The sequence below is a fragment of the Nonomuraea roseoviolacea subsp. carminata genome, assembly GCF_024172185.1.
In the GTDB taxonomy this organism is placed as follows: domain Bacteria; phylum Actinomycetota; class Actinomycetes; order Streptosporangiales; family Streptosporangiaceae; genus Nonomuraea; species Nonomuraea roseoviolacea.
In genome coordinates this window covers 4,409,814-4,424,814 of sequence record NZ_JAMZEC010000001.1, presented here as the reverse complement: position 1 = coordinate 4,424,814, position 15,001 = coordinate 4,409,814, and the positions used below count along the sequence as shown (strand labels likewise).

Genomic DNA, 15,001 nt, shown 5'->3' with positions numbered 1-15,001 from the left:
CTGCCGGAAGCGCCGGCGCGCTCGGTCATGATGGTGGGCAGCCGGTAGGAGCGCAGGAGGCCACCCGAAGGCGCCCCTAGCGGGCCGGGGCGCCGTCGGGTGGCATCAGGACAGGTCGAGGGCGCTCCGAGCGAGCCCGGGGCGCCTTCGACGGCGTCAGGACAGGTCGGCCTCGGCGAGCAGGAGGGGGACGGCGGACGGGTCGCGCAGGAGGGCGGCGACCGCGAGCCGGTCGTTCCACTGCCCCGTCGCCCAGGCCAGCCCGCGCGCCAGCCCCTCGACCCCGGTGCAGTGCACCATGCCCTCGTAGTAGCGCCACGTGGCGGCCACCCCGTCGACCAGCAGCTTCTCGTGCTCGACGTACGTGTCGGGCGCCGCGGGCAGCAGCGAGCGCACCTCGGGCGGCACCGGGCGGGGCTCGCCCTCGGAGGTGACCTCACCGCTGGTGAGCTCGCCGGCCAGCGGCAGGTCGAGCAGCTCCGACAGCGACTCGGCCAGGTCGTACGGGGCCAGCACCAGGGGCCGGTCCGTGACGAGCTGGAGCAGGTCGGGCGCCTCCACCACCACGGCGTCGTCGGCGGCGGCCACCACGATGTCACCGCGCAGCACCGCCCGCACCCGCGAGGGCGGCGCCACCCGCGCCGGGTCGACCGTCGCCAGGGCCATCCACAGCGCCCGCAACTGGGCCCGGTCGACCTCGACGGACGCGTCGGCCATCAGGTCGAGCAGCTCCTCCGGCCCGCCGTGGGAGGCGAGCAGCTCGGAGAGCGTGGTGCGCACCCCCAGCATGGCCAGGGCGCCCTCGTCGAGCCCGGCCGGCGCGTCGGCGTACAGGCCCTGGAGCAGCGGGTCGGCGCCGGGCAGCCGCAGCTCGCGCGGGCGCCGGCTGTCCAGCACGGGATGGTGGGACAGCCACCACGCCGTGTAGGACGGCACCTCGACGCCCTCGACGCGCAGCGGGTGGAGCGCGGCCCGCAGCGGCGGCCTGGCCAGCAGGGCCAGCGCGGCCGGCCAGTCGGCGACCAGCTCCAGGTCGCGCACCGCCGTGAACTCCGGCACGACCGGCGGCACGTCGAGGTCGGGCAGCAGGTCGAGGACGTGGTCGAGCCAGTCGTCCTCGCCGTCGAGGTCGTGGTCGCAGTCGTCGTGGTCGAGCAGCACGTCGGCGTCGTGGACCACGGCGAACCCGTCGAGCACCCCGGCGGCGGCCAGCACGCGCGCGCCGTAGGTCTCCTCCAGCTCGGCGGCGGCCACGCCGAGATGGCCGCCGGGCTCGACCAGCCGGGCCAGCGCCCCGTCGGCCAGCATGAGCTCGCCCGCGGGGTACAGCTCGCCGTCGGTGGCGGGCAGCGCCAGCTCGGCCAGCCACGGGGCCTCGCCGGGCGCCAGGCCGCCCGCCTCGACGAGCGACAGCACCGCCCGGGCCACGGGCTCGGGGTCGGGGCTGTCGAGCGACTGGGAGACGGCCTCCCTGGTGAGCGGGTCCTCCAGGATCGTGCGCGGCGTGGCCTCGGCCGCGCCGAGCCGCAGCAGCGCGGGGTGGGCCGCGTCGGGGTGGACGATGCGCAGGCCCAGCGGCGTCAGGTCCAGCCCCGGCTCCTCCGTCGAACCGCCGCGACCCGAGGCGCCCGCGGAACCGCCGCGACCCGAGGCACCGGCACCGCCCGAGGACCCGGCGCCCGAGCCGTCGAGGTCGAGGATGAGGGTGCCGCGCGGGCCACGCACCAGGCGGCCGTCGGCCAGCGGCACCGGCAGCGCGCCGAGCGACTCGGGGTCGTCGGCGGGCAGCACGTCGTACAGCGAGCGCCACCACGACGGCTCGCGCCCCTCCACGGCCTCGCCCGACAGCAGGTCGACGACCTCGGCCAGCTCCACCCGGCGCACGCCGAGCGAGGCCATGGCCGGGTGCCGGGCGGGCCAGCCCGTGGGCAGCAGGCCGGGCACGAAGTCGGCGACGGCGGCCAGCAGCTCGCCGGAGCCCGCGACCACGGCCGCCTCGCGGCCCGCGACCACCCAGCCGTCGCCCTGGCGCTCCGGCGCCGGGTGCTCGACCCGCCACTCGGCGTCGGGCTCGTAGACCTCGGCGTCGGCGAACGACGGCGTCTGCACGGCGGGCGCGGGCGCGGACAGGGCGGGCAGCAGCGGCGTGCCGGGCAGCCTGCGCAGGATGGCCCGGCGGATGCGGGCGTCGAGCTCGCCCTTGCCCATGAGCGCGGGCACGAGGTCGAGCAGCGCGGGGGTGCGCGGCAGCTCCTGGAGCAGCCGGACGTAGGCGTCGGCGGCCCGCTCGATGAGGAAGTCGGTCAGCGGCCCCTTGGCGACGTGGCGCCGGTCGGTGGCCATCGGGAACGAGGCGATGAGCAGCGCCGGCAGGTCGAGCGGCTCGTCGCTGGGCGTCGGCGCGTGGACCACGGGCGGCACGGTGCCGGGCAGCGGCCTCGGCTCCCCGACGCCACCCGCCCCGGCCTCGGCCGCCGAACCGCCACCGCCGGAACTCCCGGCCGCCGAGCCGCCGAAGGACGCACCAGCCCCGGTCTCGGAGCCGTCCGGGGCCGCCACGGGCACGGCCCAGCGGACCGACCAGTACGGCCGGGCGCGCTCCTCGGTGGGCCGGTCGGCGAACAGCTCGGCCACCTGCTCCGGCCCGAAGTCGCCCTCCTCGGAGACCACGTGCCATCCGCCCGCGGCCACCGTGCGGGTCGCGCCCTCGACGTCGATCTCGATGGCGGTCAGCGCCGGCATGCCCAGCGGCAGCGCCGGGCTGGTCTCCTCCAGCATGCGGCGCACGGCCGCGACGGCCGCCTCGTCGCGCAGCGGGAGGCGGACGAGCGTGTCGAAGCCCTCCGGCACCTCCAGCGGGTCGGCGGCGAACGGCAGGCGCAGCAGCGGCACGTGGCCGGAGCGGGAGTCGAGCTCGCCGGCCAGCGCGGGCGTGCCGGACACCAGGGCGGCCGTCTCCGCCCGCGACCAGCGGACGGAGCCCGCCCCGCGGGAGCCGACGGACGGCTCGTCGCACACCGACACCACCGCGGCGAACCCGACGCCGAACCGGCCCGCGGTGCCCGTCTCGCCGCGCTTGCCGGAGACCCGCAGCGTGGACAGGCTCTCCACGCCGGTCGCGTCGAGCGGGGCGCCGGTGTTGGCGGCGGTCAGCACGCCGTCGCGCAGGGTCAGCCGGAGCACCCCCGGCACGCCGGCGCGCAGGGCCGCGTCGGCGGCGTTCTGGGCGAGCTCGACGATCAGCCGGTCACGGTAGCCGCCGAGGGCGAAGTCCTCCTCGGCGTTGGCGTCCTCGCGGAAACGGGCGGGCGAGGCCGTCCAGGCGGCGAGCACGGCGGCCCGCATCCGGTCGGTGCCGAAGGTGTCGGTCATGGATCACGATCCTGGTTGGGAGTAGGGGGCCACCGTAGGTTAGCGGCCCTCACCGACACTCCCGGTCCCGTGGACGATCACGGGACCCGGAGCCGCCGGAGCCCTCGTCGGCGTGCCCGACCGCTCGCGGCTGCCGGGCTCGGGCGCGGTCCAGGCCGCCGGTGCTCCCGGCGGCCTGGCTCAAGCGCGGTCCAGGCCCCCGGTATTCCCGGCGGCCGGGCTCAGGCGCGGTCCAGCTCCTCGGCGGCCGGCTCGTCGGCCGAGCCCTCGTCCTCGTCGTCGCCCTGCTCCTCCTCGATCAGGTCGTAGCCGAGGTCGTCGAGGATCGGCGTGGCCTGCTCGACCGGCGGCGGCATGACCGCCGCCTCGGAGTGGGCGCCGCACCCGTGGTCGGCGGCCACCACCTTGCCGTCGTCGGGCGCGTACTCATTCGCGCAGACCCCGAACATGTGCCGGAGCCCACCCGCGAGCAGCCAGTAGAACCCACAGGTGGAGCACTGCGCGGGCGCGGCGTGTGCGATCGGAGTGTGCGGCCCGTGCTCGCCCGAGTGCCAGCGCTTGGCTGCCCGGTCCTTGCCGATGGCCGAGAGCACACGTGCCCGGCCCAGGCCGTACTCGAAAACCATCTGGCGGTCGACGTCTTCGTCGGTCTCGGCGAAACCCGGCTCCAGCCGGTCGTCGTCGTCCGGGCTCGGCAGCAGGTCGCCCACGCCGAGGTCGCCGGGGCGCAGGCGCTCGCTCCACGGCAGCCACTCGGGCGCCAGCAGGGCCCCCGAGCCGGGCAGCAGGACCGCCTCGCTCACCGTGACCTTCTTCGCGCGGGAGGCGCGGGTGACGGTGACCGCCCAGCGCCAGCCCCGGTAGGCGCGGTCGAGGCAGGCGAAGTAGTGAGTGACGACCCGGTCGCCCTCGGCCTCGAAGCCGAGGTGCTCGCCCGGCTCGCCGGGTCGCGCGAGCTCCTCCGCGGCGGCGCGAGCCAGGTCGACCGCGGCGACGCAGGCCTGGTCGGGGGCGGAGACGCGAGTCCGGGTGCGGCTCATCGGACCGCCTCCGCCGAAAGGTGCTGTTCGCTCACACTTCATTCTCACCCATGACCGGACCTGAAGGTGCCGACTGCGCGGATCTCCCCCGCCTCCGCTCGTCCCATGGCAGGTGAACCCGGGTCCCGTACGGGCCATGCGCGGAATTCGGCAAAAGATGTCGATACATCCGGAAGACCCAACGGTGAACCGTGATCGCCCGGCAGCCGACGTCCATCGGGTATGACTGGTAACCGTGGAGGGTGGCTGGGACAGGGCGCGGCAGATGTCGCGGCGCGTCGGCCGCGGGATGGCCGGCGCGGGCCGCGCGACCGCGCGCGCCGGCCGCGTCACGGCCTCCGGCACCGCCAGGGCCGCCCGGGCGACCGGGCGCGGGGTCATGTTCGCCGGCCTGGCCGCCGCCGGCGGGGTGCGCGGGGCCGGACGGGCCACGAGGCGCCTGACCCACGCGGGCGGCGCCGGCCGCACGGGGCTCGGCCGCCTGATCGAGCTGACCGCCGGCCACGGCGCGGGCGACGCGCTGGTCACGGTGGCGCTGGCCAGCACGGTGTTCTTCGGCGTGCCGGTGGGCGAGGCGCGCGGGCCCGTGGCGCTGTACCTGCTCATCACGATGCTGCCGTTCGCCCTGCTCGCGCCGTTCGTGGGACCCATCCTCGACCGGTTCCGGTCGGGCCGCCGCTACGTGATGGCCGGCACGCTGTTCGGGCGGGGGCTGCTGTGTTTCGCGATGGCCGCCGCCGTGGGGCCGGGCGACGTGGTGACGCTGTTCGGCGGGGCGCTCGGGGTCCTCGTGCTGTCCAAGGCGTACAACGTGTCGCGGGCGGCGATCATGCCGAGCGTGCTGCCCGCCGACATCACGCTGGTGTCGGCCAACGCCCGGGTCGCGCTGTTCTCGCTGGTCTCGGCGGGCGCGGTGGTGCCCGTCGGCGCGGGGCTGTCCGCCTGGCTGGGCAGCGCGGCCGTGCTGCGCGTGGCGATGGTGGTGTTCCTGCTCGCGGGCGTCTCGGCCGTACGGCTGCCGCGCCACGTCGACTCGCCCGACCTGGAGGAGGCGGACGGCGAGCCGGGCGGCCCGCCGAAGTGGCGCACGCTGCTCCAGGTGGGCCCGGCCGTGGCCGAGGCGGTCTGGGCGAATGTGGCGATCCGCCTGTTCTCCGGCTTCCTGCTGTTCTTCCTGCTCTTCCTCGTCCAGGACGGCGGCGTGCCGTGGCTGGCCGAGCGTCAGCCGTTCTTCGACGTGCCGAAGACGATCGGGCTGCTCGCGCTGGCGGCCGGGCTCGGCGGCCTGCTCGGCGCGGTGGCCGCGAACTGGGCGCGGCGGCGGTCGCCGCAGGTCATCGTGCTCATCACGCTCGCCGTCACCTGCGTCACCACGATCGTCAGCGCCGCCCTGTTCGGGCTGTGGACCGCCGTGGCGATCTCGCTGGTCACCGGGTTCGCCCAGGAGCTGGGCAAGCTGGCGCTCGACGCGATCGTGCAGCGGGAGATCGGCGAGGAGGTGCGCTCGTCCACGTTCGGCGTGGTCGAGGCGCTGCTCCAGCTCGCGTGGGTGTTCGGCGGGCTGGTCGGGCTGCTGCTGTCGCTGTCGGAGAGCAGCGTGGCGGGGTTCGCGACGCTGGGGGCGGCGCTGACCGCCACGCTCGTCTGGCTGGCCGTACGGCGGCGCCGCCGGCTCCGCGCCGTGGACGAGCGGATCGAGGCGCGCACCGGCGGGCCGGGCGACCACCACGAACCTGCCGATGAGCCCCGCGCCCACCCCGGAGCGGCCTATGAGCCGGACGGCCGGCCCGGAGCGGCCTATGAGCCGGACGGCCAGCCCGAACCGGCCCATGAGCCGGACGGCCACCTGGCACCGGTCCACGAGCCCGACGACCGCTGGGAACCGGCCCACGACGAGCAGCCGGGCACGCCCGAGGGCCGCCGCCGCCCGCGCTCGGCGAACGGCCGGCACTCCGACGACCTGGACACGACCCTGGAGCGCACCAAGCCGCTGACCAACCCGCACGGTTGAGCGGGCGCCGCCCCGGAGGCGACCCGGTGATCAGGCGTCGAGGTCGTCGGCCACCGCCCGCAGCACCTGCGCGATCTTCTTGGCGTGGGCCGCCTCGGGGTGCTTGCCCCGCTGGTAGGACGTCGAGACGCCGTCGAGCAGCTTGATCAGGTCCTCGACGATGACGACCATCTCGTCCGGCTTCTTCCGCTTGCCCTTGGGCTTGACCTTCGCGAGCGTCGGGGGCTGTTCGAGGATCCTGACGGACAGCGCCTGTTGGCCGCGCCGGCCCTCCGCCACGCCGAACTCCACCTTCTGGCCGGGCTTGAGCGGCCCGGCGCCGGAGGGCAGCGCGGAGGAATGCACGAACACCTCACCGCCGTCGTCACGGGTGAGGAAGCCGAACCCCTTGTCGGCGTCGTACCACTTGACCTTGCCACTCGGCACAGGAGGGACCTCGTTCGAACCGTCGTAAAGGATGAATGGATGTAGGTTATGCCCCGGAGCGCGCCAGAGCGACCGGGTAATTACGGAGCAATTACACGAGTTCGTCGTGGGGGCGCCAGCCCGCGAACCAGGCGGCGAATTCGGTCAGGTCTCCCAGCGCCACATCGGCTCCGTGATCACGCAGCTCCTCCACCGTGTAGGGGCCGGTCGCCACCGTCACGCTGACGGCGCCGCCCGCCCGCGCCGCCTCGATGTCGGCGACATGGTCACCAACATAGGCGGCGGCGCCGAAGCGCGCGAGAGCCGTTCCCTTGGCCGCTCCGAACAGCGATCCGACGACCTCGTCCACCTCGAACCCGAGGGAGTTCACCGTGCGCACCGCGTCGTGGACGTTCTTGCCGGTCACCACGATGACCCGGCCGCCGCGGTCGCGCACGGCCGCGATCGCCTCCCGCGCCCCGGCCATCGAGGTGGTCATGGGAACGGCCACCCGCGGATAGATCTCCCGGAACAGCGTCGCCACCGCGGGGATCTCGTCGGCCGGGAACCAGTTGGCCAGCTCGATCTCCAGGGGCGGCCCGAGCCGGGTGATGATGGCGTCGCTGTCGATGGGCACGCCCACCCGCGCCGACAGCTCGTCGAAGACGGCCGCGATACCGGAACGCGTATCCGCCAAAGTCAGGTCCAGGTCGAAACCCACAGAAGTCATCACACGCTGCAGGATGCCAAACACCGCAGAGTTACCCACAACCGGCCTTGTTGTGCCACGGTGGGAATGGACGGAAACGCCATTGACTTATCGGGGCGACTACCGCGTACCGACGCCTTGGGAACCGCCTCGCGGCCTGCGACCGCACGACTGCTCCGGCCGCGACAGGCTGTGACGACTACGCTCCTCACGGAGGTGTCACCGAGGACATGACCAGATCGCCAGCCGCCGCGGCCGGGAGCGGGCCGGCCAGGGCCGGGGGCCGCCCCGCCGTGAGCACGCGCGAGCGGATCATCGACGAGGCGCTGCGCCTGTTCGCCGAGCGCGGTTACGCCGCCACGTCGGTGGCCGAGATCGAGGCCGCCTCGGGCCTGTCCCCCGGCGCGGGCGGGCTCTACCGCCACTTCAGGTCCAAGTACGAGGTGCTCGCCGCGGCCATCAACGAGCACGCCGCGCGCACCCGCACCCAGGTGGCCGACAGCCTGGCCGAGCTGGGCGACATGGAGGGCTCCGTCGAGCTGGAGGCGCGGCTGACCCGGCTGTGCCGCGCCGGGCTGGCGAAGGTGCGCGAGGAGTCCGAGCTGACCCGGGTGTTCTTCCGCGACCTCAGCCAGTTCCCCGAGCTGGTGGCGGTGGTGCGGGAGGGGCTGCTCCAGCCCATATTCGACGCCATCACCACGTGGTTCTCCACCCAGCCTGAGTACCGTGACGCCGACGTCGACTGGAGCGGCATCGCGGCCGTGCTCGGGGGCGCCGTGGTCCACTACCGGATGTTCCAGGAGACGGTCGGCGACGCGCCGGGGCACGCCGACAAGGACCGGTTCGTCGCGGCCTGGGTGTGCCTCGCGCTCGGCCTGGTACCCACCCCGGCCCGGCTCCGCTGACCCAGCGGCCACCCTGGTCCTCACGGCACGCCGACCCGGATGACCCACAGGGCCACCGGCACGCCGACCCGGATGACCCACAGGGCCACCGGCAGGCCGACCCGGATGACCCATGCGGCCGCCCCGGCCGCCGGCACGCCGATCCCGCCGGGCCACGCGGCCACCCGGTCGTCCTGACCCGCCGGCCTCGCTGACACACGCGGTCACGTGCGCGGCCATGGTGACGCGATCTGGTGGACATACCATGGCATCGATGGAGTTCACCGAGTGGATCAGGGCCCGCAGCGACGAGCAGCTGCGGGAGCTCGTGTCCGCGCGCCCCGAGCTGATCACTCCGGTCCCCGCGCACCTGGAGGGCCTGGCCGCGCGGGCCGGCAGCCCGTCGGCGATCGGCCGGGCCCTCGACCGGCTCGACCGCTTCACCCTGGCCGTCGTCGAGACGCTGGCCGTTCAGGACGGGCCCTCGCCGAGGGAGACGCTGGCCGACCTGGTCGGCCGCGCGCTCGCCGCCGGCGAGCCCGAGCCGGCGCTCGGCGCCGCGCTCGACCGGCTGCGCGACCTCGCCCTCGTGTACGGCCCCGACGACGCGCTCGACCTGGCGCCCGGGGTGCGCAAGGCGCTCGACGACCCGGCCGGGCTGGGACCGCCCGTCGCCGACGTCTTCCGGCACCACCCGCCCGAGCAGCTCGACGAGATGGCCGACGACATCGCGCCCGGCACCACCGGCACGGGCAAGGAGCGGCTGGCCGCGGCCCTCGCCGAGCCGGCCAAGCTGCTGGAGGAGGTCTCCGGCGAGGCCAGGGCGGCGCTCGACCAGCTCGCCTGGGGCCCGGCGACGGGCCGGGTGCCCAACGCCCGCCGCGAGGTGCGCGTCGGATCGGCCCGCTCCCCCATCGAGCAACTCCTCGCCCGCGGGCTGCTGGCCGCCACCGGCGAGGAGAGCGTGACGCTGCCCCGCGAGGTCGGCCTGCACCTGCGCGGTGGCCGCGTCCACCGCGACCTGCCGGCCGCGCCGCCCGCCCTGGAGGGGACGGCGCGCGACCAGGAGCTGGCCGACCGCACCGCGGCCGGCCAGGCGTTCGCGTTCGTCCGGGTCGTCGAGGAGCTGTGCGAGCGCTGGAGCTTCGAGCCGCCCGGCGTGCTGCGCACCGGCGGTCTCGGCGTGCGCGACATGAAGCGCCTCACGACCGAGCTGGACGTGCCCGAGTGGGTGGCGGCGCTGGCCGTGGAGGTGGCGCACGCGGCCGGGCTCGTCGCCCAGGGCGGCGGCGTCGACGGCGAGTGGCTGCCGACCACCGGCTACGACCTGTGGCGGGTCCGGTCGACCGCCGATCGGTGGGTGACGCTCGCGCTCACCTGGCTGCACATGGACCGCGTGCCCGGCCTGGTCGGCGAGCGGGATGAACGCGACCGGCCGCTCAACGCCCTGCATCCCGACCTGCGCCGGACGGCCGCGCCGGTGGTGCGGGCGGCGGCGCTCGGCGTGCTCGCCTCGGCGCCCGGCCTCGCGCCGTCCCGCGCGTCGGTGCTCGACCGGATGGCCTGGCAGCAGCCGCGCCGCAGGGGGCCGCTGCGGGAGCAGCTCGTCGAGTTCGCGCTGCGTGAGGCCGAACAGGTGGGTGTGACCGGTCTCGGCGTGCTGTCCGGGCACGGCCGCGCCCTGATGGCGAGCGCGGGGATCGGCCCGGGTGCCGAGGAGAGCACCAGGACCCGCGCGGGGAAGGCAGCGGGCTCGAAGGGGACCAAGGGCGCGGCGGCGAAGGCGGCCGTGGCCGTCGATCCCGCGGCCGTGCTGGCGCCGCTCCTGCCCGAGCCCGTCGACCACGTCCTGCTCCAGGCCGACCTCACCGCCGTCGCCCCCGGCCCGCTGACCAGCGAGCTCAACCGCTGGATGACGCTCGCCGCCGACGTCGAGTCGAAGGGCGGCGCGACCGTCTACCGGTTCAGCGACGCGTCCGTCCGGCGCGCGCTCGACGCCGGGCAGGGCGCCGACGAGCTGCTGGCCGCCCTGGAACGCCACTCCGCGACACCGGTGCCGCAGGCGCTGTCGTACCTGGTCGCCGACGTGGCGCGGCGCCACGGCCGCATCCGGGTCGGCACGGCCGGCGCGTACATCCGCTGCGACGACCCGGCGCTGCTCGACCAGATCACCGCCGACCGCCGCTCCGCCTCGCTGCGGCTGCGCCGGCTCGCGCCGACCGTGATCGCCTCGCGCACCTCGCGCGCCGCGCTGGTCGACTCGCTGCGCGCCATGGGGTACGCGCCGGTCGCCGAGTCGCTCGACGGCGACGTGATCGTCTCCCGGCTGGACGGCCGGCGCTCGGAGGGCCCGGCGCAGACCCGGTCCGTGCCCGCCTCCAACGGCCTGGACCCCGAGGTGGCGGCGGCGGCCGTCCGCGCGCTGCGGGCCGGCGACGCCGCCCACCTGGCCCGCCGCGAGCCGGTCGCCGCGCCGGACGGCGCGATCCCGCGCGGCCCCGCGACGAGCACCATCACCGCCCTCCAGGACGCCATCAAGCAGGGCGTGCGGGTGTGGATCGGCTACCTCGACTCCCAGGGCAACGCCACGTCCCGCATCCTCGAACCCGCCCGGATGGAGGGCGGGTACCTGACGGCGTACGACGAGACCAGGGCGGCCGTGCACCGCTTCGCCCTGCACCGCATCACCGGTGTGGCCGGGCTGTCCTGACGACGGCGGCGGAGCACCGAAGTGGCCCATATGTCCTGACAACCCTTGACTGCGGGTCATGATCGCGCGAGGTTGGACCCGTGGGTGAGCTGACACTGGGCCGGCTGGCCGAGGAGGCGTGGGAGCGGTTCGACGACCACGACGCGGTGTTCTACGACGGCGTCTGGCACCGCGGTCACGCACTGGCCGAGCGCGCGCGCCGGGTGTGCGGCGGCCTCGTCGAGGCGGGCGTCCGGCCCGGCGACCGGGTCGCGGTCATGATGGCCAACTCGCCCGACGTGGGTGTCGTCTACCAGGCGCTCTGGGCGGCGGGCGCGGTCGTGACGCCCGTGGTGTTCCTCGTGGGCGCGGCGGAGCTGCGGCACATCCTGACCGACAGCGGCGCCACGGCCGTCGTGACCTCGCCCGAGCTGCTGCCGGTCGTGGAGGAGGCGGCGACCGGGGTCCGCGTGTTCGTGGACACCGCCGAGCTGGAACGGGCGGCCGAGCACGGCCCGGTGCCGCGCGACCCGGGCGACCTGGCCGCGCTCATGTACACGGGCGGCACCACCGGCACGGCCAAGGGCGTCATGCTCAGCCATCGCGGCCTCTGGCAGGTGGGCAAGGACGCCTTCGAGATGTCCCACCAGGAGGGGCTCGACCGGGCCATCGTGCCGGTGCCGCTCTCCCACGCGTACGGGCTGATCGTCACCGTCGCCGGGATGCACGCGACGGCGCCGCAGCAGGCGGTGCTGATGCGCTGGTTCGACCCCAAGGTCTTCCTGTCGCTGGCGGCGGAGCAGCGGGTCCGCTACGGCACGGTCGTGCCGGCGATGCTGCACATGCTGCTCGCCGAGCCGCTGGAGGAGCACCCGCTGCCCGACCTCGCGTTCCTCACCTGCGGGGCGGCTCCGCTGGGCCGCGACGCGCTGGAGGAGTTCGAGCGCCGGATGCCCGGCACGCAGATCCTGGAGGGTTACGGGCTGACCGAGACCAGCGCGGTCACCACGTTCAACCCGCCGGGCCGGCGCCGGGTGGGCAGCGTGGGCCTGCCGCTGGCCGGCTACCGGATCGCGATCCGCGAGTCCTCCGGCGAGGAGGCGGAGTGCGGCGACGTGGGCGAGATCTGCGTGCGCGGCGAGTCGCTGATGCTGGGCTACTGGGGCGAGCAGGAGCCCGACCCGGGCGGCACGGCGCTGGTGGACGGCGAGCTGCGCACGGGCGACATCGGCTGCGTGGACGACGACGGCTACCTCTACGTCGTGGACCGCAAGAAGGACCTGATCATCCGGGGCGGCTTCAACGTCTTCCCGCGCGACGTGGAGGACGCCCTGAACGAGCACCCCGACGTGGTCATGTCGGGCGTGGTGGGCCGGCCCGATCCGCGTCTGGGCGAGGAGGTCGTGGCGTTCGTGCAGCTCATGCCGGGCCGCACGGTGACGGCGGACGAGCTGATCGCGTGGGCGCGGGAGCGGGTCGGACGGGTGAAGTACCCGCGCGAGGTGGTGTTCGTGGACGCGATCCCGGTGACGAGCGTGCTCAAGCTCGACCGCAAGGCCCTGCGCGCCCGTCTTTCCCCCTGATCGCGCCGCCACCGAGCTCCGCGAGCTCCGCGAGCTCCGCGAGCTCCGCCGACATGTCGTGATAAATGTTGACCTTCAGGAGGTGAGCATGAGTCACGCGAACCCCGGCGGCGAGTACCCCCAGTACCCCTACGAGCCGTACGGAGCCCCGTACGGCGAGCGACCCCCGCCCGGCCACGGCTACGGCTACGGCTACGGCTACGACCACGGACCTCCCTTCGGCCCTCCCCCGCCCCGGCGCGACGGCGTGAACGCCGCCGCGCTCGTCGCGCTCGTCCTGAACCTCCTCGCGATCGTCGGCTGCTGCAACGTCCTGGCCATCCCGGGCTCGATCCTGGCCGGGCTCGCCCTGCGCGCCGAGACCCCGGCGAAGACCAGGCGCGACCTGCTCACCTGGAGCTGGGTCCTGTACGGGCTCGGCTTCGCGCTCACGATCGGCGTCTTCTTCTCCCTCGGCGCCAACGGCTACCTGGACGACTGAGCAGGGCGTTTCGCCGTTCGGGGACTGTTCTCGCCTCCGGATGTGTTGGATAAGGGTCACCCGGAGGAAGGATGTCCGTGAACGACGGCCCGCTCATCGTCCAGTCGGACAAGACGCTGCTGCTCGAAGTCGACCACGAGAAGGCGGACGAGTGCCGTAAGGCCATCGCGCCGTTCGCCGAGCTGGAGCGCGCTCCCGAGCACGTCCACACCTACCGCGTCACCCCGCTCGCGCTGTGGAACGCCCGCGCCGCGGGCCACGACGCCGAGCAGGTCGTGGACGCCCTCATCAGCCACAGCCGCTACCCCGTCCCCCACGCGCTGCTGGTCGACGTCGCCGAGACCATGGCCAGGTACGGCCGGCTGCGCCTGGAAAAGGACCCGGTCCACGGCCTGATCCTCACCTCCAGCGACCGGGCCGTGCTGGAGGAGGTGCTGCGCTCCAAGAAGATCCAGCCGATGCTGGGCGAGCGCCTCGGCGCCGACTCGGTGGTCGTGCACCCGAGCGACCGCGGCAACGTCAAGCAGGCGCTGCTCAAGCTCGGCTGGCCGGCCGAGGACCTGGCCGGCTACGTCGACGGCGAGCACCACCCGATCGACCTGGCCCAGGACGGCTGGAGCCTGCGGCCCTACCAGCAGGAGGCCGCCGACGCGTTCTGGCACGGCGGCTCCGGCGTCGTCGTGCTGCCCTGCGGCGCGGGAAAGACGATCGTCGGCGCGGCGGCCATGGCCCATGCCCGCGCCACCACGCTGATCCTGGTCACCAACACGGTGAGCGCCCACCAGTGGAAGCAGGAGCTGATCAAGCGGACCTCGCTCACCGAGGACGAGATCGGCGAGTACTCCGGCTCCAAGAAGGAGATCCGCCCGGTCACCATCGCCACCTACCAGGTGATGACGACCCGCCGGAAGGGCGTCTACAGCCATCTGGAGCTGTTCGACGCGCGCGACTGGGGCCTGATCGTCTACGACGAGGTCCACCTGCTGCCCGCGCCGATCTTCCGCATGACGGCCGACCTCCAGGCCCGCCGCCGCATCGGGCTGACCGCGACGCTCGTGCGCGAGGACGGCCGCGAGGGCGACGTCTTCTCCCTCATCGGCCCCAAGCGCTACGACGCGCCGTGGAAGGAGATGGAGAACCAGGGCTGGATCGCGCCGGCCGACTGCGTCGAGGTGCGGGTGACGCTCACCGACGAGGAGCGGCTCGCGTACGCGATGGCCGAGTCGGAGGAGCGCTACCGCTTCTGCGCCACGACGCCGTCGAAGACGCGGGTCACCGAGGCGCTGGTCCGCCGCCACCTGGGCGAGCAGGTGCTGGTCATCGGCCAGTACATCGACCAGCTCGACGAGCTGGGCGAGCACCTCAACGCGCCGGTCATCAAGGGCGAGACCCGCGTCAAGGAGCGCGAGCGCCTCTACCAGGCGTTCCGCGACAAGGAGATCCAGGTGCTGGTGGTGTCCAAGGTCGCCAACTTCTCGATCGACCTGCCGGAGGCCGCGGTGGCGATCCAGGTGTCGGGCACGTTCGGCTCGCGCCAGGAGGAGGCGCAGCGGCTCGGCCGGGTGCTGCGGCCCAAGGCCGACGGCGGCGGGGCGCGCTTCTACACGGTGGTCAGCCGGGACACGGTCGACCAGGAGTTCGCGGCGCACCGCCAGCGGTTCCTGGCCGAGCAGGGGTACGCGTACCAGATCATCGACGCCGACGACGTGCTCGGCGGGGTCTGAGCCTCGACCGCGCGGGGCTCAGCCGCTGATGACCCGGCCGCGGCGCGGCCGGGCACCGGCGTTGGTCACGTCCACGAGACTCCGCGGGCCGTCGACAATCGAA

11 protein-coding genes are annotated in these 15,001 nt (G+C 74.6%); 6 read left to right on the top strand and 5 right to left on the bottom strand.

Annotation, left to right across the window (positions count from 1 at the left end):
* Positions 1–156 precede the first annotated feature (156 nt).
* Both HD595_RS20700 and HD595_RS20695 read right to left on the bottom strand, forming a co-directional pair.
* Positions 157–3,372 carry a sacsin N-terminal ATP-binding-like domain-containing protein gene (locus HD595_RS20700; protein WP_253771418.1) on the bottom strand — a complete coding sequence of 1,072 codons (3,216 nt, stop codon included), beginning with the start codon at positions 3,370–3,372 and terminating at the stop codon, positions 157–159.
* Positions 3,373–3,593: 221 nt separating this feature from the next.
* A complete protein-coding gene (locus tag HD595_RS20695) occupies positions 3,594–4,412 on the bottom strand; it encodes a DUF3027 domain-containing protein (RefSeq protein ID WP_253771417.1) in 819 nt (272 codons plus the stop codon).
* Positions 4,413–4,647: 235 nt separating this feature from the next.
* Here HD595_RS20695 and HD595_RS20690 point away from each other — a divergent pair, with 235 nt between their 5' ends.
* A complete protein-coding gene (locus HD595_RS20690; protein ID WP_253771415.1) occupies positions 4,648–6,423 on the top strand; it encodes an MFS transporter in 1,776 nt (591 codons plus the stop codon).
* Positions 6,424–6,453: 30 nt separating this feature from the next.
* Here the strand turns inward: HD595_RS20690 and HD595_RS20685 are convergent, their stop codons facing one another.
* Both HD595_RS20685 and HD595_RS20680 read right to left on the bottom strand, forming a co-directional pair.
* Positions 6,454–6,849, bottom strand: coding sequence for a cold-shock protein (locus HD595_RS20685; RefSeq protein WP_253771413.1), 396 nt, complete (start codon positions 6,847–6,849; stop codon positions 6,454–6,456).
* Positions 6,850–6,940: 91 nt separating this feature from the next.
* On the bottom strand, positions 6,941–7,558 hold the full coding sequence (locus tag HD595_RS20680; RefSeq protein ID WP_253781254.1) for an HAD family hydrolase: 618 nt from the start codon (positions 7,556–7,558) through the stop codon (positions 6,941–6,943).
* 209 nt (positions 7,559–7,767) lie between these two features.
* Between HD595_RS20680 and HD595_RS20675 the strand changes: the two genes are divergently transcribed.
* Positions 7,768–8,442, top strand: a complete 675-nt coding sequence (locus tag HD595_RS20675) for a TetR/AcrR family transcriptional regulator (protein WP_253771411.1) — start codon at positions 7,768–7,770, stop codon at positions 8,440–8,442.
* 20 nt (positions 8,443–8,462) lie between these two features.
* On the opposite strand, the gene HD595_RS20670 is transcribed toward HD595_RS20675, so the two are convergent.
* On the bottom strand, positions 8,463–8,639 hold the full coding sequence (locus HD595_RS20670) for a hypothetical protein (protein WP_253771409.1): 177 nt from the start codon (positions 8,637–8,639) through the stop codon (positions 8,463–8,465).
* A gap of 56 nt (positions 8,640–8,695) precedes the next feature.
* Between HD595_RS20670 and HD595_RS20665 the strand changes: the two genes are divergently transcribed.
* The 4 genes from HD595_RS20665 (at position 8,696) to HD595_RS20650 (ending at position 14,898) form a co-directional block, all read left to right on the top strand.
* Entirely contained in the window at positions 8,696–11,131 is a 2,436-nt protein-coding gene (locus HD595_RS20665; RefSeq protein ID WP_253771407.1) for a helicase C-terminal domain-containing protein, read from the top strand.
* Between the two features lie 80 nt (positions 11,132–11,211).
* Complete coding sequence (locus HD595_RS20660; RefSeq protein WP_253771405.1) at positions 11,212–12,693, top strand: AMP-binding protein; 1,482 nt, start codon at positions 11,212–11,214, stop codon at positions 12,691–12,693.
* A gap of 88 nt (positions 12,694–12,781) precedes the next feature.
* The gene (locus tag HD595_RS20655; protein WP_253771404.1) at positions 12,782–13,174 is read left to right on the top strand and encodes a hypothetical protein; all 393 of its coding nucleotides are present in this window, start codon (positions 12,782–12,784) and stop codon (positions 13,172–13,174) included.
* Positions 13,175–13,245: 71 nt separating this feature from the next.
* On the top strand, positions 13,246–14,898 hold the full coding sequence (locus tag HD595_RS20650) for a DNA repair helicase XPB (RefSeq protein ID WP_253771402.1): 1,653 nt from the start codon (positions 13,246–13,248) through the stop codon (positions 14,896–14,898).
* Positions 14,899–15,001: the final 103 nt, after the last annotated feature.

What these genes read in the sequence shown, in the direction of transcription:
- HD595_RS20700 (WP_253771418.1), bottom strand. Translation starts at nt 3,372, where the DNA reads ATGACCGACACCTTCGGCACCGACCGGATGCGGGCCGCCGTGCTCGCC.
- HD595_RS20695 (WP_253771417.1), bottom strand. Translation starts at nt 4,412, where the DNA reads ATGAGCCGCACCCGGACTCGCGTCTCCGCCCCCGACCAGGCCTGCGTC.
- HD595_RS20680 (WP_253781254.1), bottom strand. Translation starts at nt 7,558, where the DNA reads ATGACTTCTGTGGGTTTCGACCTGGACCTGACTTTGGCGGATACGCGT.
- HD595_RS20675 (WP_253771411.1), top strand. Translation starts at nt 7,768, where the DNA reads ATGACCAGATCGCCAGCCGCCGCGGCCGGGAGCGGGCCGGCCAGGGCC.
- HD595_RS20665 (WP_253771407.1), top strand. Translation starts at nt 8,696, where the DNA reads ATGGAGTTCACCGAGTGGATCAGGGCCCGCAGCGACGAGCAGCTGCGG.
- HD595_RS20655 (WP_253771404.1), top strand. Translation starts at nt 12,782, where the DNA reads ATGAGTCACGCGAACCCCGGCGGCGAGTACCCCCAGTACCCCTACGAG.
- HD595_RS20650 (WP_253771402.1), top strand. Translation starts at nt 13,246, where the DNA reads ATGTCCGTGAACGACGGCCCGCTCATCGTCCAGTCGGACAAGACGCTG.